This window comes from Pseudonocardia oceanicola, assembly GCF_047200735.1.
In the GTDB taxonomy this organism is placed as follows: Bacteria; Actinomycetota; Actinomycetes; order Mycobacteriales; family Pseudonocardiaceae; genus Pseudonocardia.
Genome location: NZ_JBJZON010000001.1, coordinates 757,520 through 771,594 on the forward strand (window position 1 = coordinate 757,520; position 14,075 = coordinate 771,594).

At 74.3% G+C, this 14,075-nt stretch carries 11 protein-coding genes; 7 read left to right on the forward strand and 4 right to left on the reverse strand.

The window, feature by feature from the left end; all coding sequences use genetic code 11:
- Window positions 1-40: 40 nt before the first annotated feature.
- A complete protein-coding gene (locus tag ACL02T_RS03485) occupies window positions 41-2,371 on the forward strand; it encodes a RelA/SpoT family protein (RefSeq protein WP_412829329.1) in 2,331 nt (776 codons plus the stop codon).
- A gap of 54 nt (window positions 2,372-2,425) precedes the next feature.
- Here ACL02T_RS03485 and ACL02T_RS03490 read toward each other — a convergent pair whose 3' ends face one another.
- Window positions 2,426-3,238, reverse strand: a complete 813-nt coding sequence (locus ACL02T_RS03490; protein ID WP_412829162.1) for a peptidylprolyl isomerase — start codon at window positions 3,236-3,238, stop codon at window positions 2,426-2,428.
- A 92-nt stretch (window positions 3,239-3,330) separates the two neighbouring features.
- On the opposite strand from ACL02T_RS03490, the gene ACL02T_RS03495 reads away from it, so the two are divergent.
- The 3 genes from ACL02T_RS03495 (at window position 3,331) to ACL02T_RS03505 (ending at window position 5,982) form a co-directional block, all read left to right on the forward strand.
- A complete protein-coding gene (locus ACL02T_RS03495; protein ID WP_412829163.1) occupies window positions 3,331-4,056 on the forward strand; it encodes an MBL fold metallo-hydrolase in 726 nt (241 codons plus the stop codon).
- Window positions 4,057-4,061: 5 nt separating this feature from the next.
- A complete protein-coding gene (hisS, locus tag ACL02T_RS03500; protein WP_412829330.1) occupies window positions 4,062-5,342 on the forward strand; it encodes a histidine--tRNA ligase in 1,281 nt (426 codons plus the stop codon).
- Window positions 5,343-5,412: 70 nt separating this feature from the next.
- Window positions 5,413-5,982, forward strand: coding sequence for a class I SAM-dependent methyltransferase (locus tag ACL02T_RS03505; protein ID WP_412829164.1), 570 nt, complete (start codon window positions 5,413-5,415; stop codon window positions 5,980-5,982).
- A gap of 5 nt (window positions 5,983-5,987) precedes the next feature.
- Here the strand turns inward: ACL02T_RS03505 and ACL02T_RS03510 are convergent, their stop codons facing one another.
- The 3 genes from ACL02T_RS03510 to ACL02T_RS03520 all read right to left on the reverse strand — a co-directional run bounded on the left by ACL02T_RS03510 (window position 5,988) and on the right by ACL02T_RS03520 (window position 9,568).
- Window positions 5,988-7,448 (reverse strand): YibE/F family protein, encoded by a 1,461-nt coding sequence (locus ACL02T_RS03510; RefSeq protein WP_412829165.1) that lies wholly within the window; start codon window positions 7,446-7,448, stop codon window positions 5,988-5,990.
- 117 nt (window positions 7,449-7,565) lie between these two features.
- Window positions 7,566-9,047: a GntT/GntP/DsdX family permease gene (locus ACL02T_RS03515; RefSeq protein ID WP_412829166.1), complete on the reverse strand. Its 1,482-nt coding sequence runs from the start codon at window positions 9,045-9,047 to the stop codon at window positions 7,566-7,568.
- Complete coding sequence (locus ACL02T_RS03520; protein ID WP_412829167.1) at window positions 9,044-9,568, reverse strand: gluconokinase; 525 nt, start codon at window positions 9,566-9,568, stop codon at window positions 9,044-9,046. The genes ACL02T_RS03515 and ACL02T_RS03520 overlap by 4 nt, the downstream gene beginning before the upstream one ends.
- An 80-nt stretch (window positions 9,569-9,648) precedes the next feature.
- Here ACL02T_RS03520 and ACL02T_RS03525 point away from each other — a divergent pair, with 80 nt between their 5' ends.
- The 3 genes from ACL02T_RS03525 (at window position 9,649) to ACL02T_RS03535 (ending at window position 14,062) form a co-directional block, all read left to right on the forward strand.
- Window positions 9,649-10,737, forward strand: a complete 1,089-nt coding sequence (locus ACL02T_RS03525; RefSeq protein WP_412829168.1) for an Rv2578c family radical SAM protein — start codon at window positions 9,649-9,651, stop codon at window positions 10,735-10,737.
- 122 nt (window positions 10,738-10,859) lie between these two features.
- Entirely contained in the window at window positions 10,860-12,698 is a 1,839-nt protein-coding gene (gene aspS / locus ACL02T_RS03530; protein ID WP_412829169.1) for an aspartate--tRNA ligase, read from the forward strand.
- 158 nt (window positions 12,699-12,856) lie between these two features.
- Complete coding sequence (locus ACL02T_RS03535) at window positions 12,857-14,062, forward strand: hypothetical protein (RefSeq protein ID WP_412829170.1); 1,206 nt, start codon at window positions 12,857-12,859, stop codon at window positions 14,060-14,062.
- Window positions 14,063-14,075 lie beyond the last annotated feature (13 nt).

Genomic DNA, 14,075 nt, shown 5'->3' on the forward strand with positions numbered 1-14,075 from the left:
GGTGACGGACGTCCAGCAGAACGCGCCCGCACCCGCGGAGGTGCGCCCCGGCGGCCCGTGGACCACCGCCCCGTCCCCGGCGCAGGACCCGGCGCGGCCCTCGGCCACCCGCCGCGTCCGGGCCCGGATCGCCCGGCGGATGACCCCGCAGCGGGTGGCGATCGTCAAGCCCGTCCTCGAGCCGCTGGCGAGCGTGCACCGGGCGCTGCACCCCAAGGCCGACCTGGTGCTGCTGCAGCGCGCGTACGACGTCGCGGAGCAGAAGCACGCCGGGCAGAAGCGCAAGTCCGGGGACCCGTACATCACCCACCCGCTGGCCGTTGCCACGATCCTCGCCGAGCTCGGCATGGACACCACCACGCTGGTGGCGGCGCTGCTGCACGACACGGTCGAGGACACCGACTACTCGCTCGAGCGGCTCAGCACGGACTTCGGCGAGGAGGTCGCCCACCTCGTCGACGGCGTCACCAAGCTGGACAAGGTCGAGTTCGGCACCGCAGCGGAGGCCGAGACCATCCGCAAGATGGTCGTCGCGATGGCCCGCGACCCCCGGGTCCTGGTGATCAAACTCTCGGACCGGCTGCACAACATGCGCACCATGCGCTTCCTGCCACCGGAGAAGCAGGCGAAGAAGGCGCGCGAGACCCTCGAGGTCATGGCCCCGCTGGCGCACCGCCTGGGCATGGCGACGATCAAGTGGGAGCTGGAGGACCTGTCCTTCGCGATCCTGCACCCGAAGAAGTACGAGGAGATCGTGCGGCTCGTCGCCACCCGCGCCCCGTCCCGGGACACCTACCTCAAGCAGGTCATCGACGAGGTGTCGCGGCAGCTGGAGGCGGCCCGGGTCAACGGCACGGTCGAGGGCAGGCCGAAGCACTACTACTCGATCTACCGCAAGATGATCGTCAAGGGCCGCGAGTTCGACGACATCCACGACCTGGTCGGCGTGCGCGTGCTGGTCGACGAGGTGCGGGACTGCTACGCGGCGATGGGCATGGTCCACGCGCTGTGGCAGCCGATGCCCGGGCGCTTCAAGGACTACATCGCCCAGCCGCGATTCGGCGTGTACCAGTCGCTGCACACCACGGTCATCGGGCCGGACGGCAAGCCGCTCGAGGTGCAGATCCGCACGCACGAGATGCACCGCACGGCCGAGTACGGCATCGCCGCGCACTGGCGCTACAAGGAGTCCCGAGGACAGCACGGCCAGAACGCCGCCGCCGGCACCGTCGAGATCGACGAGATGTCCTGGATGCGGCAGCTGCTCGACTGGCAGCGCGAGGCCGCGGACCCCGGGGACTTCCTGGAGTCGCTGCGCTACGACCTCGCGGCCAAGGAGCTTTTCGTCTTCACCCCGAAGGGCGACGTCGTCACCCTGCCGGTCGGGTCCACACCCGTCGACTTCGCCTACGCCGTGCACACCGAGGTCGGCAACCGCTGCATCGGCTCCCGGGTCAACGGCCGGCTGGTCGCGCTGGAGCGCACGCTGGAGTCCGGCGACGTCGTCGAGATCTTCACGTCGAAGGCCGAGGGCGCCGGGCCGAGCCGGGACTGGCTGGGCTTCGTCAAGTCGCCGCGCGCCAAGAACAAGATCAAGCAGTGGTTCGCCAAGGAGCGCCGCGAGGAGGCCATCGAGGAGGGCAAGGAGGCGATCACGCGGGAGGCCCGGCGCACGGGCATGCCGCTGCAGCGCCTCGTCTCCGCCGACGCGATGGCCGCCCTGTCCCGCGAGATGCACTACTCCGAGATCTCGGCGCTCTACGCCGCGATCGGGGAGGGGCAGGCCAGCGCCCGGCACGTCGTGCAGCGGCTGGTCGCGCTGCTCGGCGGGATGGAGGACGCCGAGGAGGAGCTCGCCGAGCGGGCCACCCCGTCGACCGTCCGGGTGCGGCGGCCCTCCGGCGACGCCGGCGTGGTGCTGACCGGGGAGGACGGCGTCGAGATGGGCGACGTCTACTGCAAGCTCGCGCGGTGCTGCACGCCCGTCCCCGGCGACGAGATCCTGGGGTTCGTCACCCGCGGCGGTGCGGTCTCGGTGCACCGCACGGACTGCACCAACGCCGCCGACCTGAAGGCCCGCAGCGAGCGGCTCGTCGACGTCGCGTGGTCGGTCTCGCCGGCGTCGGTGTTCCTGGTGGCGATCCAGGTCGAGGCACTCGACCGGCACCGGCTGCTGTCCGACGTCACGAAGGTGCTGGCGGACGAGAAGGTCAACATCCTCTCCGCCTCGGTCACCACCTCGCGGGACCGCGTGGCCGTCTCGCGCTTCTCCTTCGAGATGGGCGACCCGAAGCACCTCGGGCACGTGCTGCACGCCGTGCGCAACGTGGAGGGCGTCTACGACGTCTATCGCGTCACCAGCGCGAGCTGACCACACGGACGGGCCCCGCCGGAGATCCGGCGGGGCCCTCGGCGTCCCGTGCGGTCAGGCCGCGACCGTGGCGGTCTGGATGGTGACCGGGGTGTTCGGCGTGCCGTCGCCGGGGCCGTTGCCGTCGTCCGTGCCGCCCGCGGCGACCTTGTCGACGGTCGCGAGGCCGGCCTCGTCGATCGTGCCGAACACGGTGTAGTCCGGCGGGAGCGTCGAGTCGGCGTAGACCAGGAAGAACTGGCTGCCGCCGGAGTCGGGGGCCGAGGTCTTGGCCATCGCGATCGTGCCCCGCGGGTAGATCACGGCGCCGGACTGGCCGGCCGGGGCCAGGTTCGTCGGTGGCTCGTCCGCGATGGTGTAGCCGGGACCGCCGGTGCCCTGGCCGCTCGGGTCGCCGCACTGCAGCACCTTCAGCCCCTCGCTCGTGGTGAGCCGGTGGCAGGGGGTGTCGTCGAAGTACCCCTGGCTCACCAACGAGGTGAAGCTGTTCACGGTGCAGGGGGCCTGTGCGCGGTCGAGCGTGAGACCGATCGGTCCGGCCGACGTCGTCAGGGAGACCGGGACGGTGCCCTGGGCGCTGATCGCGTCCGTCGGCGGCGGGTCCGCGGGCTTCGCGGCGGCGCCGTCGGCCGGATACTCGCAGTTCACGGTGCCGGGCGGGGCGGCGGCCTGCGCGGCCGGCTGGGCCGGGTCGGACTTCCACGGGGCGGTCGTGAGCAGCACCACCGCGACGACCACGACCACCACGGCCGCGGCGGAGCTGATCACGGCGACCCGCTTCTGTCGGCGGGCCCGATCGGCCCGCCGCGCCTGCTGATGGGCCAGCTTGCGCTTGGCCGCCTCCCGCCGCATCTGGTTCGTGGCCACGGTGTGCGTCGTCCTCCCGGTCGAATCGATCGCGGGGCAGGGTATCGACCGTTCCTGAGAGGTCCGTGTGCAGGCACGTCTAGGCTGGTCGGGTGCTCGTCGCAGGATTCCCCGCCGGAGCGTTCCAGACCAACTGCTACGTCGTCGCCCGGGAGGCGGGCGAGGCGTGCGTGGTCGTCGATCCCGGGCAGGACGCCGTCGAACCGCTGGAGGCCGTGCTCGCCGAGCACCGGCTGACCCCGGTCGCGGTGTTGCTGACCCATGGCCACTTCGACCACACCTTCAGCGTGCAGCCGGTGTGCGAGGGCTCGGACATCCCGGCGTGGATCCATCCGGACGACCGGGAGCTGCTCGCCGACCCGATGAAGGGCATCTCGTCGGAGTCCGCGGCGTTCTTCGGCGGCCGGCTGGAGCTGAAGGAGCCGCGTGAGGTGCGCACGCTGACCGACCGCAGCGACCTGGAGCTCGCCGGGATGCGGCTGCGGGTCGACCACACCCCCGGCCACACCCCGGGATCGGTGGTGTTCACGACGGAGACGGAGGACGGGACCGAGGTGATCCTCGCGGGCGACACGCTCTTCGCGGGCTCGATCGGGCGGACGGACCTGCCCGGTGGCTCACACCGCCAGTTGCTGGAGAGCATCCGCGTCCGGCTGCTCGGCCGGCCGGACTCCGGCGTCGTCCTCCCCGGTCACGGCCCGACGACGACGGTGGGCCGGGAGCGGGTGGCCAACCCGTTCCTGCAGGGCCTCGGTGAGACCACCGGCGGTCCCGACGCGGGTTCCGCCGCCACGCCGGCCCCGGGGCGCTGGCTGTGAGCGCGGTGCAGGAGGGTGTCCGGCGCGCCACCGCCTTCGCGGCACCCAAGGGCATCCCGGAGTACTATCCGCCGGAATCCGCCGGTTTCGTGCACGTCCGGGACACGCTCTCGGCCGCGGCCGAGCGCGCCGGGTACGGGTACGTCGAGCTGCCGATCTTCGAGGACACCGGGCTGTTCGCGCGCGGGGTCGGCGAGTCGACGGATGTGGTCAGCAAGGAGATGTACACGTTCGCCGACCGGGGCGACCGGTCCGTCACGCTGCGGCCGGAGGGCACCGCGGGGGTGGTCCGTTCGGTGATCGAGCACAACCTCGACCGCGCCGGACTGCCGGTGAAGCTGCGCTACGCCGGCCCGTTCTTCCGCTACGAGCGGCCGCAGGCAGGTCGCTACCGGCAGCTGCAGCAGGTCGGCGTGGAGGCCATCGGGGTGGACGACCCGGCGCTCGACGCCGAGGTCATCGCCGTCGCCGACGAGGGGTTCAGGGCGCTCGGGCTCACCGGGTACCGGCTGGAGCTGACCTCGCTGGGCGACGCGGAGTGCCGGCCGGCCTACCGCGAGCGGCTGCAGGAGTTCCTGGCCGGGCTGGACCTCGACGAGCCGACGCGCGCCCGGGCGCGGATCAACCCGCTGCGGGTGCTCGACGACAAGCGACCCGAGGTGCGCCGGCAGCTCGAGGACGCGCCGCTGCTGCTCGACCACCTGTCGGCGGCCTCGGCCGAGCACCACGCCACCGTGCTGGCCCACCTCGACGACCTCGGCGTGGCCTACACCATCAACCCGCGGATGGTGCGCGGGCTGGACTACTACACCAAGACGACCTTCGAGTTCGTGCACGACGGCCTCGGCGCCCAGTCCGGGATCGGCGGCGGCGGGCGGTACGACGGCCTGATGGAGACCCTGGGCGGGCAGCCGCTGTCCGGCGTCGGGTTCGGCATCGGCGTGGACCGCACGCTGCTGGCCTGCCGCGCCGAGGGCGTGCAGCCCTGGTCGGAGGCCCGGGCCGAGGTGTTCGGCGTGCCACTGGGCGACGCCGCCAAGCGCCGCCTCGTCGTGATCGCGGCCGAGCTGCGCCGCGCCGGGATCCGGGTGGACCTGGCCTACGGCGGGCGCGGGCTGAAGGGTGCGATGAAGTCGGCGGACCGGTCGGGCGCGAGGTACGCGCTGGTGCTGGGGGAGCGGGACCTCGAGGCCGGCACGGTCGGGGTGAAGGACCTCGCCTCCGGCGACCAGCGTTCGGTGCCGCTCGACTCCGTCGTCGCGGAGCTGGCGGCGAAGCTCGCCTGATGCACGCACGAACGACGCTCTCGCTCACCAGGTGTGAGCGAGAGCGCCGTTCGCTCAGCGGGGGGTGGGGGTGAGCGAGGCGGACCGGGAGCGGTGGGACGTCCGGCACGCCGTGGTGGGGCCGGGTACGCCGATGCCACCGGACGGGTTGCGGGGCCGGCTCGAGCTGCTCCCGGGCGGTGCCTCGACCCCCGACCGCGGCGGGCTCCCCGCCGGCGGGCGGGCGCTCGACGTCGCCTGCGGGCGCGGTGCGGTGGCGGTGTGGCTGGCGCAGCGGGGGTTCGCGGTCGACGCCGTCGACGTCTCGGCGGCCGGTCTCGTGGCGGCGCGGGCGCTCGCGGCGTCGGAGGGGGTCGACGTGCGGTTCCTCGAGGCCGACCTCGACGCCGGGCTCCCTGTCGCGGGCCCCTACGACCTCGTGGTCTGCCAGCGCTACCGGGATCCCGCGCTCTATCCGGCGCTCGCGGCCGCGCTCGCGCCCGGCGGGCTGCTCGTGCTCACCGTGCTGTCCGAGGTGGGCGACGAGGGTGGCCGCTTCCGGGCGCCCGCGGGCGAGCTCGGCGGGGCGTTCCCACAGCTCGCGACGCTCGACCACCGCGAGGGCGGGGGCGAGGCGACGCTGCTGGCCCGCCGCCGCTGACGCCGTCAGCGGGCGCGGGCCGCCCGGCGACCGGACACCCGACCGGACACCCGACGGGGCTCCTCCCGGCTCGCGACCAGCGCGGCGAGACCGGTGGTGACCGGCACCGAGGCCACCAGCCCGATGCTGCCGACCAGCGTCCGGACGATCTCGGTCGCCACGTCCTGCGCGGTCAGCACCTCGCCCGGCCCACGGCCCGCCACCGTGAACAGCAGCATCAACGGCAGCGACGCGCCCGCGTACGCCAGCACCAGGGTGTTGACGGCCGACGACACGTGGTCGCGCCCGATCCGCATCCCGGCGGTGAACAGGGCGCGGGCGCCCAGGCCGGGATTCGCGGCCCGCAGCTCCCACACCGCGCTGGTCTGGGTGACCGTGACGTCGTCGAGCACGCCGAGCGCGCCGATCACGATGCCGGCGAGCAGCAGGCCCCGGGCGTCGACGGGAGTGCCGAGCGTGGCGATGAGGCTGGCGGTGGTGTCGTCGAGCCCGGTGAGCCGGGCGAGGGCCGAGAACGCCGCACTGAGCACCGCGATCAGCGCCAGGGAGGCCAGGGTGCCCAGTACCGCGGTCGAGGTCCGGGCCGAGAGGCCGTGGGTGAGGTAGAGGACCACGAACATGATCAGGCAGGCGCCGACCACCGCCACCCAGACGGGGCTCGCCCCGCCCAGGATCGCCGGCAGCACGAACAGCACCAGCACGACCAGGCTCATCCCGAGTGCGACCAGCGCGGCGAGCCCGCGCCACCGGCCCAGCAGCAGTACCGCCAGCGCGAACGCGACCGCCAGCGCGACCAGCGGGGCCGACCGCTGGAAGTCCACGACCTGGTAGGAGCCGGGGTCGGCCGCCGCGCCACCCGAGTAGGCCACCCGGACGCGGTCGCCGACGGCGAACCGCGGCGTCGACGGCTCGACGGGCACGATCTGCACGAGGTCGCGCCCGGGCAGCGGGCCGCCGTCCATCCGCAGCGTCAGGCCCGCGCACCCGCCGTCGCCGGAGCCGGGCGAGCAGTCGGCCGCCTGGGCCGCCACCACCTCGGCGTCGAAGACCTCCTGGCGTGGTTGGGTGCTGCCGGGCAGCGGCCCGCTCGGCCACAGCAGCACCAGCCCGACGAGGGTGGCCAGGGCACACGGCACCAGCAGGCCGGCGAGCAGCAGCCGGACGCGACGTCCCGCCGGGGCGGCCGGCCCGTGCCCGTGGCCGTGGCCCTGTCCGTGCCCCCGCTCCTGTCCGTGCCCCCGCTCCTGTCCGTGCCCCCGCTCCTGTCCGGGGTGCTCCTCCCGTCCCTGCCCCGCGTCCGGCTGCGTCTCGGGGGCCGTGGTCCCGCGGGTGGGAACGGTGCTCCGGGCGACCGGGGGCGCCGGCTCGCCGGAGGAGGTGACCGGCCGGTCCGGCACCGGCGGGAGCGGGGTGGTGCGCTCGGCGTCCGACTCCGGCGGGGCCGGGACCCGGACGGGGGCCCGCACGGGAGCACGGTGCCGCCCGCTGTCGGACGTCGGATCGCGGGGGGCCACCCCGGCATCCTCGCCCGAGCCCGCAGCCGCCCCGCAGCCGCCCCGCAGCCGCCCGGCGACCGAGGTCTCCTAGACGAACACCGAGATGAGCAGGACCAGCAGCAGGCCGACCACGGAGATGACCGTCTCCATCACCGACCAGCTCTTGATCGTCTGCCCGACCGTGAGCCCGAAGTACTCCTTGACCAGCCAGAATCCGGCGTCGTTGACGTGCGAGAAGAACAGCGACCCGGCGCCGACGGCGAGGGCCAGCAGCGCCACCGTCGCCGGCGGCAGCCCCGCGGCGAGGGGGGCGACGATCCCGGCGGCGGTGATCGTCGCGACGGTCGCCGAACCCGTCGCCACCCGGATCGCGACGGCCACCAGCCAGCCCAGGAGCAGCGGCGAGAGCGCCACGGCGCTCGCCCACTGCCCGATCAGGGTGCCCACCCCGGCGTCGACCAGGGTCTGCTTGAAGCCGCCGCCGGCGCCGACGATCAGCAGGATGCCGGCGATCGCGGGCAGCGCCCCGCCGACCGAGTCGGTGAGCCCCTGCCGTCCCATCCCGGACGGCAGGCCGAGGGTGACCATGGCGACCACGACGCCGAGGAGCAGGGCGATGATGGGCTCCCCGACGATCTCCAGCGCGCTGCGCAGGGGGTTCCCGTCCGGCAGTGCGATCTCCGCGATCGCGCGGATCAGCATCAGGACGACCGGGGTCAGCATCACGACCACGGCCGCGCCGACCCGCACACCGCTCCGGTCCCGGCCGGTGCGCTCGGCCGTGGCGACCCGGGCGGTCGCCCGGTCCGGCTCGGTGCCGGAGTCCGGGCGGGTGGCGTCGTCGTCCCGGGTCCCGCCGGCCTCGCCGGCGACGGCGGCGGCGCTCTCCGAGGGCGGCGGGAGCGGGACCCAGCGCGCGGCGAGCCGGCCGAACAGGGGACCCGCGACGATCACGGTCGGGATCGCGACCACGAGCCCGAACAGCAGGGTGAGCCCCAGGTCGGCGCCGAGGGCGTCGATGGCGACGAGCGGGCCCGGGTGCGGCGGGACGAGGCCGTGCAGGACCGAGAGCCCGGCCAGCGCCGGGATGCCGATGGCGATCACCGAGGACCGGGTCCGCGCGGCGACGAGCACCACGACCGGCACCAGCAGCACCACGCCGACCTCGAAGAACAGGGGCAGCCCGATGAGCGCGGCCACGCCCGCGAGGGCCCATGGCATGCCGCGCGGCCCGACCCGCCGGGTGACGGCCTCGACGACGCGGTCCGCACCGCCCGAGTCGCGCAGCAGCCCGCCGATCATGGCGCCGAGCGCGATCAGGACGCCGACGCTGCCCACCGTGGAGCCGACCCCGTCGGTGAAGCTCTCGATCGTCGAACCGGCGCCGAGCCCCCCGACGATCCCGAGCACGCCCGTGCCCGCGATCAGCGCCAGGAAGGGGTGCACGTGCAGCCACGTGATCAGCAGGACGATCGCCGCGATGCCGAGCAGGGCGGCGACGATCAGCTGCGTCCCCCCGGTCGCCGGGGCGGTCTCCTGCGCCTGGGCCAACACCTGCGCCGTGCTCATGCCACACCTCCGGCGGGGGCGAGTTCGGTGAGGACCTGGTCGACCGCGGTGCCGGGGTCGACCTCGCCGCTGACGGCGAGACCCGGTTCGTCGGGCTCCAGCGGCTCGAGGGTGTCGAGTTGGCTCTGCAGCAGCGACGCGGGCATGTAGTGGCCCCTCCGCGCGGCCAACCGGCTGGACAGCGCGTCGGGGGAGGCCTCGAGATGGACGAAGCGGACGGACGGGTGCCCGTCGGCGAGGACGTCCCGGTACGTGCGGCGCAGCGCCGAGCAGGTGACGACCGCGTTGCGGCCCGCCGCCTCCTGCTCGCCGATCCACGCGGCCACCCGGTGAAGCCACGGCCACCGGTCCTCGTCGGTCAACGGGTGGCCGCCGGCCATCTTCCGCCGGTTCTCCTCGGGGTGCAGGTCGTCGCCCTCGGCGAACGTCCAGCCCGTCCGCCGGACGAGCTCCCCGGCGACGGTCGACTTGCCGACCCCGGACACCCCCATCACCACCAGCGTCGTCGTCTTCGCCTGCATGGGATCAGCGTCGCCGAAACGGGCGGATCCTGCCGGACGAGGCGGTTGCGAGCCGTGCGAACATGTGTTCGAATCTGTCGGTGAGGTGGAGCGGGCAACGGGTGCGGGCGGACGGCGTAGGCGAGGCGGCCGCCCTGCCAGGGCTACGGGGCCTGCTGCGGTCGGTCCGCACACCGGAGTTCGCCGGGACCGTGTTCCACGAGGTGGAGGCGAAGTCCGCGCTGAACCGCGTGCCCGGGAGCTCGCCGATGCCCTTCCGCTGGACGGTGAACCCCTACCGCGGCTGCTCGCACGCGTGCGTCTACTGCTTCGCCCGCAACACCCACACCTACCTCGACCTCGACGCCGGGGCGGACTTCGACTCGCAGATCGTGGTGAAGGTGAACGTCGGGCGGGTGCTGGCCCGCGAGGTCGCACGCCCGCGCTGGAGCCGGGAGCCCGTGGCGATGGGCACCAACACCGATCCCTACCAGCGCGCCGAGGGCCGGTACCGGCTGATGCCGGGCGTCATCCGTGCGCTCGCCGGCTCGGGCACCCCGTTCTCCATCCTCACCAAGGGCACGGTGCTCGGCCGTGACCTGCCGGAGCTCGTGGCGGCGGCGCGGGAGGTCCCCGTCGGCCTCGGGGTGTCGCTGGCGCTGGCGGACCGTGAGCTGCAGGCCCGCCTCGAACCCGGCACGCCGTCGCCGCGGGCCCGGCTCGACCTGGTCGCGCGGATCGCCGATGCCGGGCTGGACTGCGGGGTGATGGTCGCGCCGGTGCTGCCGCTGCTCACCGACTCCGCCGAGGCGCTCGACGCGCTGCTGGGGCGCGTCCGGGCGGCGGGCGCGTCGGGGGTCGGTGTGCTGGCCCTGCACCTGAGGCCCGGCACGCGGGAGTGGTTCACGGCGTGGCTGGCGCGGGAGCACCCGGCCCTCGTCCCCGCCTACGAGCGGCTCTACCGCCGCGGCGCCCACGTCGACCCCGAGTACCGGCGGGCACTGGCCGAGCGGGTCCGCCCGCTGCTGCGCCGGCACGGGCTGGACCGCGGTTCGGGCGTGCGCCGCAGCGGTGGCGAGGAGGCCGGCCCGGGCCCGCAGGCGGGCTTCCCGGCGTCGGACGTGGCCCGGCGGGCGCCGCCCGGCGAACCGCCGGCCGCCCCGGTCGTCGAGCAGCTCACCCTGCTCTGACCCGCACGAACGGCACCCCCGGGCAGACCGACCGCACGAGTGCTCCGCGGGGGCGAGCACGGGGGAGCGTGGCGGAAACCTGGTGGAGGGGGGCCCGGTGTGGGCGGATAGCCTTGGCCACCGTGATGCGAACCCACCCCGTCGGCACCCTGCGTGCCGAGCACGCCGGCCAGACCGTGACCCTCGCCGGATGGGTGGCCCGACGCCGCGATCACGGCGGTGTCATCTTCGTCGACCTGCGGGACTCCTCGGGCACCGCCCAGATCGTGTTCCGCGAGGGCGAGATGGCCGAGCGCGCCCACCGGTTGCGCGCCGAGTTCTGCCTGCAGGTGACCGGCGAGGTCGTCACGCGCCCGGCCGGCAACGAGAACCCGGACCTGCCCACCGGGGCCATCGAGGTCACGGTGACCGACCTCGTCGTGCTGTCCGAGTCCGCGCCGCTGCCCTTCCCGATCGACGAGCACGGCGAGGTCGGTGAGGAGATCCGGCTCAAGTACCGCTACCTGGACCTGCGCCGCCCCGAGCCGGCGGCCGCGATCAGGCTGCGCAGCAAGGTCAACCGCGCCGCCCGCGTAGTCCTCGACGCGCACGACTTCGTGGAGATCGAGACCCCCACGCTGACCCGGTCCACGCCCGAGGGCGCCCGGGACTTCCTGGTGCCGGCGCGGCTCAAGCCCGGCTCCTGGTACGCGCTGCCGCAGAGCCCGCAGCTGTTCAAGCAGCTGCTGATGGTCGGCGGGATGGAGCGCTACTACCAGATCGCACGCTGCTACCGGGACGAGGACTTTCGCGCCGACCGGCAGCCCGAGTTCACCCAGCTCGACATCGAGATGAGCTTCGTCGAACAGGACGACGTCATCGCCCTGTCCGAGGAGATCCTCGCCGCCCTGTGGGGCCTGATCGACCACGAGATCCCGCGGCCGATCCGCCGGATCAGCTACGCCGAGGCCATGAGCCGCTACGGCTCGGACAAGCCGGACCTGCGCTTCGACATCGAGCTCACCGAGCTCACCGAGTACTTCGCCGCCACCGGCTTCCGGGTCTTCCAGAACCCGTACGTCGGCGCGGTCGTGATGCCCGGCGGGGCGAGCCAGCCCCGCAAGCAGCTCGACGCCTGGCAGGAGTGGGCCAAGCAGCGGGGCGCCCGCGGCCTGGCCTACGTCCTGGTCGACGAGGACGGGACCGTCTCCGAGAAGGGCCCGGTCGTCAAGAACCTGTCGGAGGAGGAGCGGGCCGGGCTGCCGGCCGCCGTCGGCGCGAACCCCGGCGACTGCATCTTCTTCGCCGCCGGCCGCCCGACCGAGGCGCGCGCGCTGCTCGGCGCGGCCCGCGGCGAGATCGCCCGCCGCATCGGGGCCATCGACGAGAACGCCTGGTCGTTCGTCTGGGTCGTGGACTTCCCGCTGTTCGAGGCCACCGAGGACACGACCGACGTGGCCGTCGGACACGGCAGGTGGACGGCCCTGCACCACGCCTTCACCTCGCCGACCCCGGACTGGATCGACAAGTTCGAGTCGGACCCGGGCAACGCGCTGGCCTACGCCTACGACATCGTGTGCAACGGCAACGAGATCGGCGGTGGCTCCATCCGTATCCACCGCGCGGACGTGCAGAAGCGGGTCTTCGAGATCATGGGCCTGTCCGAGGAGGAGGCGCAGGAGAAGTTCGGCTTCCTGCTCGACGCCTTCGCCTACGGCCCGCCCCCGCACGGCGGTATCGCGTTCGGCTGGGACCGGATCACCGCGCTGCTCGCCCGGGAGGACTCGATCCGCGAGGTCATCGCCTTCCCGAAGACCGGTGGGGGTCACGACCCGCTGACCGCGGCGCCCGCGCCGATCACGCCGGAGCAGCGCAAGGAGGCCGGCGTCGACGCCGTGCCGGCCGAGCCGGGCGCACGGGCGGGCGCCGGCGCGGCCGATGCGCAGGCTGCGGCGAAGGACGCCGAGGGCGGCGGGGCCTGACCGGTGCCCCGCCGGCCTGGCGGACCCGTCGGTGCTGCAGCCGGCGGTGAACCGGTCGGGATCGTGGTCGCGGCCGCCCGGTCGCTGCTCGCGGGGCGACGCACCCGGCGGTGCGGGGACCGCGGCCGGGCGCGCTCGGCGGGGTAAGGTCGACAGCGATGTCACGTGACCTGGCCGATTTCCCCAGGCCCGTGCTCACCGCGTTGGCCGCCGCGGAACGCCTGCTCACCCGGCGGGCCGGGGCAACCGTCGTCCTCGCCGATCCCGAGGACCTCGGCGGCAGCGAACGGTCGGTGGTGGCGCGCGCCCGGGTGGCGCGCAATCCCTTCTCGCTGCCGCGCACCCTGGTCGTCAAGCAGTACGTGGGGGAGCCCGGGGCGGGTCGGCCGGATCCCTACCACTTCGAGGTCGCGAGCTGCCAGCTGTTCACCGCGCTGCCGGCCGACACCCGGCCCAGCCCGGTGCTCATCGCCCACGACCCGGCGACCCGGCTGCTGGTGCTCGAGGACCTGGGCCGCAGCTCGACCCTCGCCGACATGCTCTTCGCGCCCGATCCCGCGGCGGCCCAACGCTGCCTGCTGAGCTGGGCCCGGGCGCTGGGCCGGATGCAGGCCGCCACCGCGGGCCGGGAGAACGACTTCGGTGCGCTGCTGCGCCGACTCGGCGAGAAGGCGCGGCGCGACCCGATCGCCGACGAGGCGCGGGCGGCGTTCGCCGGGGTGCCGGGGCTGGTCGCCGAGGTGCTGGACGTACCGGTCAGCGCCGCGGCCGAGACGGAGGCCCGGGAGACCGCGCGGCTGCTGGGCGGGACCCGGTACCGGGCGTTCAGCCCGTCGGACACCTGCCCGGACAACAACCTCGTGACCGGCCGCGGGGTGCGGTTCGTCGACTTCGAGTGGGGCTGCTTCCGCGACGTCGCGCTCGACGCGGCCTACTTCCGCGTCCCGTTCCCGGCCTGCGAGTCCAGCTTCGCGCTTCCCGACGGGATGGCCGACGCCATGCTCGAGGCCTGGCGCAACGAGATCGCGACCGTGTGGCCGGACCTCGACGACCCGGCCCTGCTGCGCGGGCGCCTGCTCGACGCCCAGCTGCTGTGGGTGTGGCTGTGCACGTGGTGGCTGCTGCCGCGGGCGGTGGCCGGCGAGACGCGGATCGGGGTCGATCCCGGCCGCTCGCCGCGGATCGGCGCGGCGCTGGCGGACTACTGGCGCCGGCTGGCGAGCGCCGCCGCGGAGGGCGGCCGGACCGCCACCGTCGAGCTGGCCGACCGGGTCTCGAGTGCCCTGCACCAGCGGTTCGAGAACCCCTCGGACAACGGCTCCGGCACGCTGCCGCTCTACCCGGCGTTCCGCGGCTTCGCCTGAATCTGAAGCGCGG